14 protein-coding genes and 1 tRNA gene are annotated in these 14,030 nt (G+C 64.0%); 3 read left to right on the top strand and 12 right to left on the bottom strand.

Annotated features, from left to right (window positions below; genetic code table 11):
- Positions 1 to 20 precede the first annotated feature (20 nt).
- Genes GCT19_RS02155 through hda form a run of 5 tightly spaced genes read right to left on the bottom strand, consistent with a single transcriptional unit; the run spans position 21 to position 4,315 of the window.
- Positions 21 to 701 carry a deoxynucleoside kinase gene (locus GCT19_RS02155; protein ID WP_018431873.1) on the bottom strand — a complete coding sequence of 227 codons (681 nt, stop codon included), beginning with the start codon at positions 699 to 701 and terminating at the stop codon, positions 21 to 23.
- Entirely contained in the window at positions 698 to 1,240 is a 543-nt protein-coding gene (folK, locus tag GCT19_RS02150) for a 2-amino-4-hydroxy-6-hydroxymethyldihydropteridine diphosphokinase (RefSeq protein ID WP_013088507.1), read from the bottom strand. Before folK ends, GCT19_RS02155 begins: the two co-directional genes overlap by 4 nt.
- Positions 1,241 to 1,291: 51 nt before the next feature.
- Positions 1,292 to 2,887, bottom strand: a complete 1,596-nt coding sequence (gene pcnB / locus GCT19_RS02145; protein WP_321576736.1) for a polynucleotide adenylyltransferase PcnB — start codon at positions 2,885 to 2,887, stop codon at positions 1,292 to 1,294.
- Positions 2,884 to 3,570, bottom strand: coding sequence for a histidinol-phosphatase (locus tag GCT19_RS02140; protein ID WP_152850891.1), 687 nt, complete (start codon positions 3,568 to 3,570; stop codon positions 2,884 to 2,886). Before GCT19_RS02140 ends, pcnB begins: the two co-directional genes overlap by 4 nt.
- Positions 3,563 to 4,315 carry a DnaA regulatory inactivator Hda gene (hda, locus tag GCT19_RS02135; RefSeq protein ID WP_018431870.1) on the bottom strand — a complete coding sequence of 251 codons (753 nt, stop codon included), beginning with the start codon at positions 4,313 to 4,315 and terminating at the stop codon, positions 3,563 to 3,565. The genes GCT19_RS02140 and hda overlap by 8 nt, the downstream gene beginning before the upstream one ends.
- Positions 4,316 to 4,591: 276 nt before the next feature.
- On the opposite strand from hda, the gene purM reads away from it, so the two are divergent.
- Positions 4,592 to 5,659 carry a phosphoribosylformylglycinamidine cyclo-ligase gene (gene purM / locus GCT19_RS02130; RefSeq protein WP_018431868.1) on the top strand — a complete coding sequence of 356 codons (1,068 nt, stop codon included), beginning with the start codon at positions 4,592 to 4,594 and terminating at the stop codon, positions 5,657 to 5,659.
- Between the two features lie 127 nt (positions 5,660 to 5,786).
- Here purM and miaA read toward each other — a convergent pair whose 3' ends face one another.
- Positions 5,787 to 6,731 carry a tRNA (adenosine(37)-N6)-dimethylallyltransferase MiaA gene (gene miaA / locus GCT19_RS02125; protein WP_152850890.1) on the bottom strand — a complete coding sequence of 315 codons (945 nt, stop codon included), beginning with the start codon at positions 6,729 to 6,731 and terminating at the stop codon, positions 5,787 to 5,789.
- Positions 6,732 to 6,776: 45 nt separating this feature from the next.
- Entirely contained in the window at positions 6,777 to 8,873 is a 2,097-nt protein-coding gene (gene mutL / locus GCT19_RS02120) for a DNA mismatch repair endonuclease MutL (RefSeq protein ID WP_152850889.1), read from the bottom strand.
- Positions 8,874 to 9,065: 192 nt separating this feature from the next.
- On the opposite strand from mutL, the gene GCT19_RS02115 reads away from it, so the two are divergent.
- On the top strand, positions 9,066 to 9,737 hold the full coding sequence (locus GCT19_RS02115; protein WP_013088514.1) for a VTT domain-containing protein: 672 nt from the start codon (positions 9,066 to 9,068) through the stop codon (positions 9,735 to 9,737).
- Positions 9,738 to 9,858: 121 nt separating this feature from the next.
- Here the strand turns inward: GCT19_RS02115 and GCT19_RS02110 are convergent, their stop codons facing one another.
- The 3 genes from GCT19_RS02110 to GCT19_RS02100 all read right to left on the bottom strand — a co-directional run bounded on the left by GCT19_RS02110 (position 9,859) and on the right by GCT19_RS02100 (position 12,122).
- Positions 9,859 to 10,677, bottom strand: coding sequence for a mechanosensitive ion channel family protein (locus GCT19_RS02110; protein ID WP_018431865.1), 819 nt, complete (start codon positions 10,675 to 10,677; stop codon positions 9,859 to 9,861).
- Positions 10,678 to 10,853: 176 nt separating this feature from the next.
- On the bottom strand, positions 10,854 to 11,228 hold the full coding sequence (locus GCT19_RS02105; RefSeq protein WP_152850888.1) for a hypothetical protein: 375 nt from the start codon (positions 11,226 to 11,228) through the stop codon (positions 10,854 to 10,856).
- Between the two features lie 234 nt (positions 11,229 to 11,462).
- Positions 11,463 to 12,122 (bottom strand): hypothetical protein, encoded by a 660-nt coding sequence (locus tag GCT19_RS02100; protein ID WP_026227989.1) that lies wholly within the window; start codon positions 12,120 to 12,122, stop codon positions 11,463 to 11,465.
- Positions 12,123 to 12,525: 403 nt separating this feature from the next.
- On the opposite strand from GCT19_RS02100, the gene GCT19_RS02095 reads away from it, so the two are divergent.
- A complete protein-coding gene (locus GCT19_RS02095; protein ID WP_152850887.1) occupies positions 12,526 to 12,849 on the top strand; it encodes a hypothetical protein in 324 nt (107 codons plus the stop codon).
- Between the two features lie 163 nt (positions 12,850 to 13,012).
- Here GCT19_RS02095 and GCT19_RS02090 read toward each other — a convergent pair.
- Positions 13,013 to 13,088: transfer RNA gene (locus GCT19_RS02090), tRNA-Lys, on the bottom strand.
- 187 nt (positions 13,089 to 13,275) lie between these two features.
- Positions 13,276 to 14,025 (bottom strand): tol-pal system protein YbgF, encoded by a 750-nt coding sequence (gene ybgF / locus GCT19_RS02085; protein ID WP_013088519.1) that lies wholly within the window; start codon positions 14,023 to 14,025, stop codon positions 13,276 to 13,278.
- Positions 14,026 to 14,030 lie beyond the last annotated feature (5 nt).

Below are 14,030 nucleotides of genomic sequence, written 5' to 3'. Positions count from 1 at the left end.
AAATGAACTAGCCGCGCCGCTTACAGCGACGTGGCTTTGACAAAGAATTCCTTGCGTCCGCGCATCGTCTCGATGCGTTCGGCGAGCAGCGCAAGGTCCGCGTCGGAGTCGAGCGGATTCAGGTGTTCGGCGTTGACCGTCAGCACGGGCGTGCGGTCGTAGTGGTAGAAGAAGTCGTTGTACGCGTCGCACAGCGCGCGCAGATACGCATCGGAAATCTGTAGCTCCATCGGCACCGCGCGCTTCTGGATGCGCGCGAACAGCACCTCGGGGCTCGCCTGCAGATAGACGACGAAGTCCGGCTCCGGTGCACTGACGTCGAGCCGCGCGGCAAGCGCGCGGTACAGCTGCCACTCGTCTTCCTGCAAGGTCAGACGCGCGAAGATGTCGTTTCGCTGCGTGATGAAGTCGGCAATCAGCGGCGTGCCGCTCGCCTGCGCGGCGCTCACTTCCTGCGCCTGCTGCGCGCGTTGCAGCGCGAAGTGCAGCTGCACCGGCAGTGCGTAGCGCGCGGTGTCGCGATAGAAGCGTTCAAGAAACGGATTGTCTTGCGAGCGCTCGAACAGTTCGTGCATCGACCAGCGTTGCGCGAGGCGCCGCGCGAGTGAGGTTTTACCGACGCCGATCGGCCCCTCGATCGCGATATAGCCGAACGGCGGGCGCAGCTGCGGCGCGGTGACCGTGAGCGGCGGCGAACTCATTCGCAACGGCCTTTCTCGGCGGAATTACCGGCGAGTGCATTGAGCATCGGACACTGGCAGGGCCCCTTCACCTTCTCGATGCGCTGATCGCTGACGCTGTCGAGCAGCGCGGCGGCCCGGCCATGTTGCGGAATCACGATTGCCGCGTCGATCTCGACTAGCGGCACCAGCGCAAACGCGCGCTCGACGAGGCGTGGATGCGGCACGATCAGATCGGCTTCGTCGATCGATTGATCGCCGTACAGCAGGATGTCGAGATCGAGCGTGCGCGGCGCATTGCGGAACGGCCGTTCACGGCCGAACTGATGCTCGATCTTGTGACACAGCGCGAGCAGATGCCGCACGGGGAGCGTCGTTTCCAGCTTCACGACGCAATTGAAATAGTCGTCGCCGCCCGCGTCGATCGGGGCAGTGCGATATAGGCTCGATTTGGCGAGCACGGTGATGGTGTGCTGTTGTGCGAGGCACACCACCGCGTCTTTCAGGGTCTGGCGCGCGTCCCCGAGATTCGCGCCGAGGCCAAGATAAGCAACCGTCATGGCATAACTTCCTGCAACTATCGTTTCGACGGCTCTTCCGCGAACGCCGCGTCAGTCTTCGTGCGAGCCTTCGCGGCCTGCGTCGTTGTCCGTGCGTTCGGCGGACGAGCCGCCCTCCACCCCGTCACCCGATTTGCGGTTTCTGGCGCCACCGCGCCGCCGTCGTTTTCTGGGGCTCCGGTCCTTCCCGCCTTGCGTGAGCAATGCCTCGCGCGCGGCGGAGTCTCCTTCGATGAACTCCGTCCACCACGCACCAACCGACTCGTCGAGTTCGCCCGATGCGCAGCGCAACAGGAGGAAATCATACCCCGCTCTAAATCTTTGGTGTTCCAGCAGCTTCAGCGCGCTGCGGCCCGAGCGCTTTTCGAGGCGCAGCTGCAGACCCCAGATCTCGCGCATGTCGGCCGAGAAGCGCTTGTGGATCGCGAGCTTTTCGGTCTGCATGTCGAGCACTTCGTCCATCGCGCGATGCAGCGCGGGCACCGGATACTCGCCTTCGGCCTCGAACTTCTGCCAGCGCTGCTGCACGTCGTGCCACAACAGTGTCGCGAACAGGAAGCCCGGCGACACCGGCTTGCCGGCCAGCACGCGTGCATCTGTATTAGAGAGTGCCAGAGAAATGAATTTTTCGCCGGTCGGCTGTTCGAGCACCACGTCGAGCAGCGGCAGCAGCCCGTGATGCAGGCCTTCCTGGCGCAGCCGCTTCAGGCACGCGAGCGCGTGACCCGACAGCATCAGCTTCAGCATTTCGTCGAACAGACGCGCGGCGGGCACGTTGTTGATCAGATCGGCCATCTTCTCGATCGGCGCGCGCGTGGCGTCGTCGATGTCGAAGTCGAGCTTGGCAGCGAAGCGCACAACGCGCAGCATGCGCACCGGGTCCTCGCGATAGCGCGTGGCCGGGTCGCCGATCATGCGCAACAGGCGCGTGCGCATGTCGGCCATGCCGTTGTGGTAATCCAGCACGGTTTGCGTGGCCGGATCGTAGTACATCGCGTTGATCGTGAAGTCGCGGCGGGTGGCGTCCTCGTGCTGTTCGCCCCACACGTTGTCGCGCAGCACGCGGCCGCTCGCGTCCACTGCGTGGGTGCGGCGGTCGAGCTCGTCGCGCTTAAGACGCTTCGGCGGCGCCGCGTCGGCCGCGGGCGGATCGACCAGCGCGCGGAACGTCGAGGTCTCGATGATTTCCTGGCCGAACTGCACGTGCACGATCTGGAAGCGCCGGCCGATGATGCGCGCGCGGCGGAACAGCTTCTGCACCTGTTCGGGCGTCGCGTCGGTCGCGACGTCGAAGTCTTTCGGCTTCACGCCGAGCAGCAGGTCGCGCACCGCTCCGCCGACGATGAACGCGCGAAAGCCCGCCTGTTGCAAGCCCTCGGTCACGCGGATCGCATTGCGCGAGATCAGCGTGGGGTCGATGCCATGCACGTCGTGCGGAATGATGACGGGTACGTCCGGTTCGCGCGGCGCTTGTGCGGCGGCAGCGGCGGTGGATTTGCGACGCGGCCGCGCGGCCGTGCCGGAAGCGGACTTGCCGCGCGCCGGCGGCTTGTCATTGGCGTTGCCGTCGACGCTGGCGGCGGAGAGCGTGTCGTCAGCGCTCGCCGCGTCCTGGCCGAAGAGCTTGCGGATGAGTTTCTTGATCACGAGGGTTGGAAGAGTTCGAGGATGCGCCAGCCTTTGGCCTGCGCATGGGCGCGCAACGTGTCGTCCGGATTGGTCGCGATGGGATCGGTGACTTTTTCGAGCAGCGGGATGTCGTTGTGCGAGTCGCTATAGAAATAGCTGTGCTCGAAGTCGCTCCACGTCTTGCCGAGCGACGCGAGCCACATTTCGGTGCGCACGATCTTGCCTTCCTTGTAGCTCGGCGTACCGGTCGGGCGGCCGGTGTACGCGCCGTGCGGATCGCCGCCGACGGTCTCCGCCTCGCACGCGATCAGCGTATCGACGCCGAACGCCTGGGCGATGGGACGCGTGATGAATTCGTTGGTCGCCGTGACGACGCAGCACAGGTCGCCCGCTTCGCGATGCTGTTTCACGAGCTCGATCGCCACCGGCTGAATGGCCGGCGTGATGACTTCGTGCATGTACTGCGCGTGAAAGTCGGCGAGCTGCGCGCGCGTGTACTTCGCGAGCGGCGTCAGCATGGCGATCAGATAAGCGTGAATGTCGAGCTTGCCGGTCTTGTAGTCGGCGTAGAAGCGGTCGTTTTCACGGGCGAAATTTTCGGCGTCGACCATACCTTTTTTCACCATGAAGCGGCCCCATTCGTGGTCGCTGTCGGTGGGAATGAGCGTGTGGTCGAGATCGAAGAGTGCGAGATTAGCCATGGGGGCCTATTTTACTTGAAGCCGGAAGAGCGGCGTGTGAACCCGGCGTGGTGGCGGGGTCGGGCGACGCGAGCATCGTGCGCAACAGCGGCAGCGTGACCGCGCGTTTCTGTTCGAGCGAGAAGCGGTCGAGCGCGTCGAGCAGCGCCATCAGGCTCGGCATGTCGCGGCGAAAGTGCGTGAGCAGGTAGGCCGGCACGTCGTCGGCGAGCATGATGCCGCGCTCGCGCGCCGCGCGTTTCAGTACCGCGGCCTTCGCGTCGTCGGGCAGCGGCGCGAGGTGAAACACGAGACCCCAGCCGAGCCGCGTGCGCAAATCCTCGCGCACCGTCATGCCGATCGGCGCCGCGTTGCCCGCGGCGACGAGCGCGCTGGTCGGATGCGCGCGCACTTCGTTGAACAGGTTGAACACGGCGATCTGCTGTGCGGCCGACAGCGCGTCGCAGTCGTCGATCGCGTAGAGCGCGACGCGCGGATCGAAGCTGAAGGCGGCGAGGCTGCTTTGCGGACCGGCGAAGCGCGCATGTCCCGGCGGCGCTTCGTGCACGAGCGCCTGCAGCAGGTGCGTGCGGCCGCTGCCCGCTTCGCCCCAGATGTAGAAGGTGCGATCGGCGACCGGTCCGGAGGCGAGCGCGTCGTCGAGCTCACGCAGACGCGTGACCAGCTCGGCGTTCGCGCCGGCGAAGAAATTGTCGAATGTCGATGGCGGCGGGGTGCCGAGATCGAGCGTCAGTTGACGAAGCACAGTAGGTTAATGCCGAAAATGAGGCTCGAGCCGCGAGTGGCCCGGACCTCGGGGCCTGGAACGTTGCCAGGCGCTTAGTTGTCGTGAAGCGTGCTCGCCGGGTCGTGAGGCCGAGCGTCGCGAAGCGCGGCGGACGGAATTGCGCGGGGCGGCAGCGCTGGAATCGGGGTGTCGTGTGGCAAAGTCGTTTCCAGGATTTCGTCGGAACGCGCGAATTCCAGCCAGGCGGCCAGCATCGGGTAAAATCGCATTTTACCGACCTTCGAGCTTTTCCCCATGAATCAACCGAAATCCGCCCAGCCTTCAACCGATTCGGCCCAAGGTTTGTCGTATCGCGACGCCGGCGTGGACATCGATGCGGGCGACGCCCTCGTCGACGCCATCAAGCCCTTTGCCAAGAAGACCCTGCGCGACGGCGTGCTGGGCGGCATCGGTGGATTCGGCGCGCTGTTCGAAGTGCCGAAGAAGTACAAGGAACCGGTGCTCGTGTCCGGCACCGACGGCGTCGGCACCAAGCTGCGTCTCGCGTTCCAGCTGAACAAGCACGACACGGTAGGCCAGGATCTGGTCGCGATGAGCGTCAACGACATCCTCGTGCAAGGCGCCGAGCCGCTGTTCTTCCTCGACTATTTCGCGTGCGGCAAGCTCGATGTCGGCACGGCGGCGACCGTCGTGAAGGGCATTGCGCAGGGCTGCGAGCTGTCGGGCTGCGCGTTGATCGGCGGCGAAACCGCGGAGATGCCGGGCATGTATCCGGACGGCGAATACGATCTGGCTGGTTTCGCGGTCGGCGCGGTCGAAAAGAGCAAGATCATCGACGGCAGCAAGATCGCCCCGGGCGACGTGGTGCTCGGGCTCGCGTCGAGCGGCATCCATTCGAACGGCTTTTCGCTGGTGCGCAAGATCATCGAGCGCGCCAATCCCGATCTGAACGCGGACTTCGACGGCCGCTCGCTCGCCGACGCGCTGATGGCGCCGACGCGCATCTACGTGAAGCCGCTGCTCGCGCTGATGCAGCAGCTCGAGGTGAAGGGCATGGCGCACATCACGGGCGGCGGCTTGGTCGAGAACATTCCGCGCGTGCTGCGCGAGGGTCTGACGGCCGAGCTCGATCATCGCGCGTGGCCGCTGCCGCCGCTGTTCTCGTGGCTGCAGAAGCACGGCGGTGTCGCCGATGCGGAAATGCACCGCGTATTCAACTGCGGTATCGGGATGGCGGTGATCGTGTCGGCGGCGGATGCCCAAGCGGCGATCGGTCTGCTGTCCGCGGCGGGCGAGCAGGTCTGGAAGATCGGCACGGTCCGTGAAAGCGCGGCAGGTGAAGCGCAGACGGTCGTGGTCTAACGATTGACGCGGGTTCGCGTGGCGTGCCGCAACGGCGCGCCGCGCGGGCTTCGAATCCTTTGCTTCACAACTTCCACTTCAAATCCCCGCTTTACATCCCTCCGCTTCCCTCACGCTGATCGTCGCCTCAAACCAGCGTCTCGATCAACTCCACCACCCGCGCCGTCGCGTGCGGATCGCAGCAATCCACCACCTGTCTCTCCGGCATGCTGCGCAGCCACGTGAGTTGCCGCTTGCAGAGTTGCCGCGTCGCGAAGATGCCCTTGTCGCGCATGGTCCGATAATCGACCGCGCCATCGAGGTATTCCCACACCTGCCGATAGCCGACGCAGCGCATCGACGACATCTCGGGCAGCAGGTCGCCGCGCGCGCGCAGCTTCACCACTTCATCGATGAACCCGTGCGAGAGCATCGCATCGAAGCGCTGCTCGATGCGCGCGTGCAGCACGCCACGCTCGGACGGCTCCAGCGCGACCGGCACGAAGCGCCATGCCGACGCGGCGTCGTCGGTGCGCGCAGGCGCGGCCAGCAGCGCCGACATCGGCTGGCCGGTCAGCATGAACACCTCCAGCGCGCGCTGGATGCGCTGCGAGTCGTTCGGCGCGAGGCGCGCGGCCGTGACCGGGTCGAGCGCGGCGAGCCGCGCGTGAAGCGCGGGCCAGCCGTCACGGGCGGCGTCGGCGTCGAGCGTCGCGCGTACTTCGGCATTGGCTCCGGGCAGGTCGTTGAGCCCCTGCGTGAGCGCCTTGTAGTACAGCATCGTGCCGCCGACCAGCAGCGGCAGCCGCCCGCGCGCGTGAATCTCACCGACGAGCCGCAGCGTATCGGCGCGAAACTGCGCGGCAGAGTACGAGTCGGCCGGATCGACGATATCGATCAGATGATGCGGCGCGACCGCGCGTTCTTCCGCGGTCGGTTTCGCGGTGCCGATGTCCATCTCGCGATAGACGAGTGCCGAATCCACGCTGATGATTTCGACCGGCCGCCGCGCGGCGAGGGCGAGCGCCGCTGCAGTCTTGCCGGACGCGGTCGGGCCGAGCAGGCACGGGATGAGGGTAGGGCGTGACGTCATGGGAAAGCGGGCGCGCGGCGCAACGGTGTGATCGAACGCGGCGCGTTACTGGCCGCGCATGAACAGCCGATCGAGATCGGCCAGCGTCAGCTGATACCAGGTCGGACGCCCGTGGTTGCACTGGTCGGCGCGCTCGGTCGCTTCCATCTGGCGCAACAGCGCGTTCATTTCGTCGAGCGTCAGACGCCGGTTCGCGCGCACCGCGTGATGGCACGCGAGCGTGCCGAGTAGTTCGTGCTGACGCTCGGTCAGCACCCGCGAGCCGCCGAACGCGTGCAGGTCGGACAGCACCGCACGCGCGAGCGCTTGCAGGTCGGCGTCCTTCAGCAACGCCGGGACCGCGCGGATCGCGAGCGTGGTCGGTGACAGCACCGCGAGGTCGAAGCCGAGCGCATCGAGTGTGTCGCGCTCTTCCTCGACCGTGCCGATTTCGACCGGATCGGCCTGCATCGTCTGCGGAATCAGCAGCGGCTGCACGGCGATCGCGTGGTCGGCGAGCGCGTTCTTGAACTGCTCGTACAGGATGCGCTCGTGCGCGGCATGCATGTCGACGATCACGAGCCCGTGGCGGTTCTGCGCCAGCACGTAGATGCCGTGGATCTGGCCGAGCGCGAAGCCGAGCGGCTGGTCGTCGGTGGCGTCGAATGCGGGAGAAGCCGGACGCGACGCGAACGATGCCGCGTCGTACGGCGACGTCGTTTCGCTCGCCGAGTCGCGCGCTTCGAACAGCGACGCGCCTTCGACCCGGCCCGCGAGCGGGTCTTTGCGGCCGAACAGCGCGTCGTAACCGGCGAGCGGTTGCGCGACCGGCAGCGTGCCTTGCGTCATGCGCGCCTGGCGCATCCACGTGTTGCCGGGCTGCGAGGCGCCGAAGCTGCTGAAGCCGCTGCCGCCGCCAAAGCTGCCACGGCTTCCGGCGTCGAAGCCCGCGCCACTCGAAACACCGGCGCCCGCGCCAATGCCGTCGCCTACGCCGCTTGTGCTACCCAGCGGCGTCGAACCAAATGAAGCCGGTCCACCGGCCGACGGCTCCAGATGCGCCGCATGCCCGCCCGCCGTCGTTTCCGGCGACGCGCCCGCGTGCCGCGCGAGCGCGCGCTGCACCGCATGGAACACGAACTGGTGGATCGAGCGCGAATCACGGAAACGCACCTCGATTTTCGACGGATGCACGTTCACGTCGACGCCCTCGGGCGGCAGATCGAGGAACAGAACGTACGACGGATAACGCTCACCGTGCAGCACGTCTTCATACGCGGCGCGTACCGCGTGCGTGAGCAGCTTGTCCCGCACGAAGCGGCCGTTGACGAAGAAATACTGTTGATCGGCGCGGCCGCGGCTCGCGGTCGGCAGACCGGCGCAGCCGTAGATCGCGAGCGGACCAGCGGATTCGTCGAGCGGCAGATGGGCGGTCGCGAACGTATCGCCGAGAATCTTCGCGACGCGTGCGGGCGGCTCGCTCGCGTTCCAGTGTTCGACGGCCTTGCCGTTGTGCAGCACCGAGATCGCGACGTCCGGCCGCGCGAGAGCGGCGCGGCGGATCTGTTCGAGACAGTGGCCGAGTTCGGTCTGTTCGCTTTTCAGGAATTTGCGGCGCGCGGGCGTGTTGAAGTACAGCTCGCGGACTTCGATCGTCGTGCCTTGCGTGCCGGCGGCGGGACTCAGCACGCCGGTTTCCGCATCGATGCGCACCGCGTGCGGCACGTCGGCGGTGCGGCTCGTGATGCTCATCTGCGCGACCGACGCAATCGACGCGAGCGCCTCACCTCGGAATCCGAGCGTCGCGACCGCTTCGAGCTCGGCAAGCGAGCGGATCTTGCTGGTCGCGTGGCGCGTCAGTGCGAGCACGAGTTCGTTCTCGGGGATGCCGCAGCCGTCGTCGGTGATGGAGATGCGTTTGACTCCGCCTTCGTCGAGCAGGATGCGCAGCGTTTGCGCGCCCGCGTCGAGCGCATTCTCGAGCAGCTCCTTGACCACCGACGCCGGCCGCTCGACCACTTCGCCGGCGGCGATCTGGCTGATCAGTTGATCGGGGAGCGGCTGGATCGCGCGCAGCGGACGCGGCGCGGGCGCCGCGCGGGAGGCGTCGGAGGGTGCGGCCGCGGCCGCGGTGCCCGCAGGCGTTTCGGAGAATTCGGACATGGCGAAATTATAGCGACTCGGCGCATGCCGCCCGCGCCTGTGCCCAATCCGCAGTTTTTTAATCGACCCGAGGCACTTTCTGTATCATGTCGCGGTCAATTCGCAGCGGTCGGCCCGCCGCTTGCTGACCTGTTATTGGGTCGCGCGTTGGCCGTTTCCCTCTACGCAAACAATGGCTTATAAGGACACTCCTTGGATACGTTGCTACATTTCGCCAACCTTGTCCTACACATCGACAAGTTCCTCGGGGACTTCATCCAGGTGTATGGCACGTGGGTGTACGCGGTGCTATTCGCAATCGTGTTCGCAGAAACTGGGCTCGTGGTTCTGCCGTTTCTGCCGGGCGACTCGCTGCTGTTCATCGGCGGCGCGTTCTGCGCGGCCGGGCAGATGCATCTCGGGCTGCTGATCCTGTTGCTGCTGGTGGCGGCGATCGGCGGCAATACGGTCAACTATCTGATCGGCCGTGCGATCGGACCGCGCGTGTTCAATTCCCACATTCCGGTGCTCGAGCGCTTTCTCGATCGTGCCGCGCTGCAGAAGACTCACGATTTCTATGAGAAACACGGCGGCAAGACGATCGTACTCGCGCGTTTCATCCCGGTCGTGCGGACCTTTGCGCCGTTCGTCGCCGGTGCGTCGTCGATGACCTGGAGCCGCTTCCAGATGTTCAACGTCGTCGGCGCGCTGTCATGGGTGCTGCTGCTCGTGCTGCTCGGCTATTTCTTCGGCAACATCCCGTTCATCCGTCAGTATCTGAATGTGATCGTGCTGGTCGGTATCGGCGCGGCAATCGTGCCGGTCGTGCTCGCCGCGTTGTGGAAGATGCTGCGCAAGAATGACGCGAACGCGAGTACGCGTTGACGGACTGTTGCCGGCTGTAGTTCGGGCTTGGAAAACCAGAAGGCGTCGCGAATCTCGCGACGCCTTTTTTCATCCGCGGTGCCGACGACGCGTGCGGGCTTCGCGAGCACGTTAGATCACATCAATCGCGCGTGATCGCGCGCGGTGCGAGCGGCGTTTCCGGCGTCGGATAGCCGGCTTCCTTAAAGGTCTGCACGATCGCGCGATTGGTATCGAAGTAGACCTGCCAGTAGTTCTGGTTGGACGAGTAAGGGCGCACGCACAGCAACGGTCCTTCCGGCGTGAAGCTCAAGACCTCGATGTCCGGCGCGGGGTTTTCGGACACGTTCGGAATCTTCGCGACGGCGGCTTTCAGACGCGCGATCGCATCGGTCGGATCGACGCCGTTGGCGATCTTCGCGGTCAGCTCGACGCGCCGGAACGGCAGCACGCTGTAGTTCGAGATCGTGTCGGAAAAAATCTTGTTGTTGCCGACGATGGTCATCACGTTGTCCGGTGTGACGATCGTCGTGCCGAACAGGCCCAACTCGGTGACGGTGCCTGTGACTCCCGCGGCCGTGACGAAATCGCCGACCTTGAACGGTCGCAGCACCTGCATGAACACGCCGGCCGCGAAGTGCGCGAGCAAGCCGCCCCACGCCGTACCGATGGCGAGGCCGAGACCGGCGAGCAACGCGGCGAACGACGTTGTCTGCACACCGAAGATTTGCAGGATCGCAAGGACCAGCAGCAGGTTCAGCAACGCGCCGAGAATCGACGCGAGGTAGTGCGCGAGCGTCGGATCGACCTTGCCGTTGCGTGCGAGCACCTTGCGCAACAGGTTGGAGATCAGCCCGATGACCCAGCGGCCGACGATCCACAGCACGATTGCGCCGATCACCTTGGTGCCGATGTCGATGCCCCGGGTCATGATGAATGCACGTGCGGTTTCGATATCCAAGATGTTTCCTCGTTATAAGTTGTCATCAACGGATTGAACGACGGTGGTGCCATGACCCACAACGCGCGGTCTTCGGGAGTTATAGCCGACGGCGCCCGCATTCGCAAGGACCGTTCCTGCACTGCTCGCGGGCGGCAATTGAGAGACGAAAAATGGCCGATCGGAGTGGACCGGGACTACATGCGCAGCCGCGATTCGGAATACGGTGACGTTCGGATGACAACCGCGTCGTCCAGGTCGCTTTTTACGGCTCGCCTGCGCTTTAACATGCGATGCCACGAGAACGCGATCACGATTGCGAGTGCATATGCGCCAGCGCGCTGAAAAAATAATGTCGGCCGGACGAATTGTCCATAGCGACGCTGCGCGTCGGCGAATACGACAAACGTCAACGAGCCGTCGAGCACGCTCGCGACCAGCGCGAGCACGATGAAAATCACCGGGCCGCTCAACGTGGCGCCCGACCCGAGCCGGTTATACAGTCGACAGGTCATCGATACGATGGCGAGCAAGGCGAGGTTCGATAGCAGATCGAACAGAAAGTTGGTCATTATCGGTTCAATGAAAAAGCAATGCGCCGTGGGTTGCCGGAACGTATGCTCACGCAGGGTTCACACATGCCCCGCTGATTTGGCGGCGATCATTGCATATCTTTTCATCTCGATAAATAACCAGAAAAAGCGAGAGTCATGTCGCTCTTTCTTCCAAGCGCTTTTATTGGCAATTGGAATGTGAAAAGTTCTTTGCAAATTTATGGTGCTGCGACGGACTCCGAGCGCCGCGCGTCAGAAGCGATAAGAAATGCCGATCTGCAACGTCGGATACCATCGATAAGGCGAGACCTTATCGCGTAGTTGCTGCAATCCAGTGTTGATGATCCGCTGACTCATCTCCGGTCCCGCCGCCTGCGATAGTGCCGGCGACAGCGTGTACGAGGTCTTCGGAATGCCATAGGCGACACCGACATCGACCACGAGCCCCCAGCCTTTTCCTCTCGGGTGTAAGCCGTAGCCGATGCCGAGATAGGGCATCGCAGTCGGGTATCGGGCGGTCGCCGTCGCGTATTCGCCGGGAAAGGCCGGCGAGGCTTTGCCCTCGAATACGTACATGCCGTTGGTCGGAACCGAGTTGCCGCTGACTTCGTTGTCGGTCAGACGCAGGCCCGCGGTCACGCGAAAGCCGGTGCCGGCCCACGGAAAGAAATCGCCGTAGAGACCGCCCTGTCGTAGCCGTATGTCATCTTCGTAGCGATTGCCGCCGACCTCGAAGTTGTGCGACAGATTGATCGCGTTGAAGTCCGCATGTACGCCGAACCACGACGTGACGCTCCACGCCGCACCGACCCCGATGCCCAGCGTGCCGCCTTGCAGATAGACCTCCTGCGCATGCGACGTTTCGATCAGACACGGCAAAGCCAATACCCAGATTACCTTTCCAGCTTTCATGGGCACCCCCTGAGCGGCGGGGCAGTCCGATCGTTGCAGGACACGCGCGCCGTTTCGTCGTCTCTTCTTTGTTGCTTTCTTCGTTGTCGAACGCTCGAAGGCGTCGTGAAGCGATCATGCGAGCGGAAGGCGTAGACGGTCTGTGAGGTGCCGAACCATGCGATCCAATGAATAGGGTCGGAGGGGTGATGAAGCAGAAGAAGTCTTTAAGCTCGGGGAGCGTAACGATTCGCTCCAGACCGGTGCATGTGCAATCAATGATGCGTTGCAAACTCGGGACCGGCACTGTGGCGAAAACACCAAATCAACGTTGTTTAAATTTTGACAGGTCGCGCCACGCGTTTTTCCGTGCGAGGATCAAATGTCAATGTTCCTGACGTGAAGATCCAGTTACGGGGGCTCCATGAGTAGCATTCCGCTTATCTGGGCAGCGGTGCCGCATAACAGCGACGGTGTTGTCTTTCAGATCCAACTTGGCCGCGGACTTCAGCGCTTTCACGTGTCGCGGCGCGTGCTCGAGGATGTGTTCGAACTCGAGCGAAAAGCGTCCGACGCACGCCAACTCGAATTCTTCTATGTGCACGAGCAGCGCATTCTCGCGCGCGCCAGCGCAAAGCGTGCGACAGCTAGCTCGACAACCGTTTCATTACAACCCGCCGATTTCGGCGTGTCGAACGACAGCGAGCGTTGGGCGAGGCCGAGCGGCATCGCGCATGGGCTTATCTAGGCGAGGATTGGCGGCGGTAACTGCTTCGTCCGTGCCGAACTTCGATGACACCAGATAGATCCGATGCTGCTGCGCGCCGAGCACCATCGCTTTCGTCGATGGCACGCGCGGGCAGAAAAAGAAAAGGGCCGACATGCATTCGCATGTCAGCCCTCGAATCTTTTGGTAGGCCGTACGGGATTCGAACCTGTGACCAACGGATTAAAAGTCCGCTGCTCTACCAGCTGAGCTAACGACCCAAAAGAGAAGCGAAATTATATCGGCGAGCCGATGGCCTGTCAACACTGCAATGCCATCGGACCAAGATGAAAAGCCCGGGCATCACTACCCGGGCTTTCCAGCGAGAGGCGCGCGTGGCTATCACTTCGGACACTGCGCGTTACTGCCGACAACTCCATCAAAACGTGATCAATCCGTCACCACGAACTACTTGATCTGCGACAGCTTGCTCTGTGCCGACTGCGCGACGTCCGAGCCGGCGTATTGCGCGACGATCTGCTCGAGCGTCTTTTTCGCCGCGGCCTTCTGGCCTTGTTCGAGCTGATTGTTCGCGATTGCGAGCAGCGCTTCCGGCGCGCGCGGATGCTGCGGGTACTTGGCCACGATACCTTGCCAGACCGCCGTCGAACCCTTGTAGTCGCGCAGTGCATACAGCGCGTTGCCGAGCCAGTACTGCGCGGTCGGCTGATAGGGGCTGCTCGGATATTTCGAGATGAAGCTGCGGAACGATGCCGCCGCGCTCTTGAAATCTCCGCTGCGGAACTGCTGTGAAGCCGCGTTGAACGCCTCGGTTTCACCCGGCTGCACCTCGCCCTGGACGCCATCCACCGTCTGCTGCTGCGGCTCGAATTTCTTCAGGCGCGTGTCGAGATCGGTGTAGTAGTCCTTCTGCTGCTTTTGCAGCGTCGTGAGCTGGTTCGCCATGTCCTCGTTCTGTCCGCGCAGCGTCGCGACCTGCTGGTTCAGCTGGTCGAGACGGTTGGACTGATCGAGGATCGTGCGTTGCGCCGCCGACAGCTGGCTCGACAGACTATCGGTCTTCGAGCGCAGGTCGAGAATGGCCTGGCGGGCCTGATCGTCGTCGAACATGCCCGCATGGGCGGGCACGGCCGCGAGGGCCGTGCCTGCGACGCAGGCCGCTGCGGCAACCCGCAGCCAGGAGAAACGATGCGTCATTCGGC

This window comes from Paraburkholderia atlantica (assembly GCF_009362785.1).
Taxonomy (GTDB): domain Bacteria; phylum Pseudomonadota; class Gammaproteobacteria; order Burkholderiales; family Burkholderiaceae; genus Paraburkholderia; species Paraburkholderia atlantica.
Note: the sequence above shows the minus strand (reverse complement) of the source record. Positions and strands in the feature narration are given on the sequence as shown.

Bases quoted from the DNA above. Each gene is read 5' to 3' on its own strand.
- ybgF (WP_013088519.1), bottom strand. From the start codon at position 14,025: ATGACGCATCGTTTCTCCTGGCTGCGGGTTGCCGCAGCGGCCTGCGTC.
- GCT19_RS02155 (WP_018431873.1), bottom strand. From the start codon at position 701: ATGAGTTCGCCGCCGCTCACGGTCACCGCGCCGCAGCTGCGCCCGCCG.
- folK (WP_013088507.1), bottom strand. From the start codon at position 1,240: ATGACGGTTGCTTATCTTGGCCTCGGCGCGAATCTCGGGGACGCGCGC.
- GCT19_RS02100 (WP_026227989.1), bottom strand. From the start codon at position 12,122: ATGAAAGCTGGAAAGGTAATCTGGGTATTGGCTTTGCCGTGTCTGATC.
- miaA (WP_152850890.1), bottom strand. From the start codon at position 6,731: ATGACGTCACGCCCTACCCTCATCCCGTGCCTGCTCGGCCCGACCGCG.
- GCT19_RS02095 (WP_152850887.1), top strand. From the start codon at position 12,526: ATGAGTAGCATTCCGCTTATCTGGGCAGCGGTGCCGCATAACAGCGAC.
- mutL (WP_152850889.1), bottom strand. From the start codon at position 8,873: ATGTCCGAATTCTCCGAAACGCCTGCGGGCACCGCGGCCGCGGCCGCA.
- GCT19_RS02140 (WP_152850891.1), bottom strand. From the start codon at position 3,570: ATGGCTAATCTCGCACTCTTCGATCTCGACCACACGCTCATTCCCACC.
- GCT19_RS02105 (WP_152850888.1), bottom strand. From the start codon at position 11,228: ATGACCAACTTTCTGTTCGATCTGCTATCGAACCTCGCCTTGCTCGCC.
- purM (WP_018431868.1), top strand. From the start codon at position 4,592: ATGAATCAACCGAAATCCGCCCAGCCTTCAACCGATTCGGCCCAAGGT.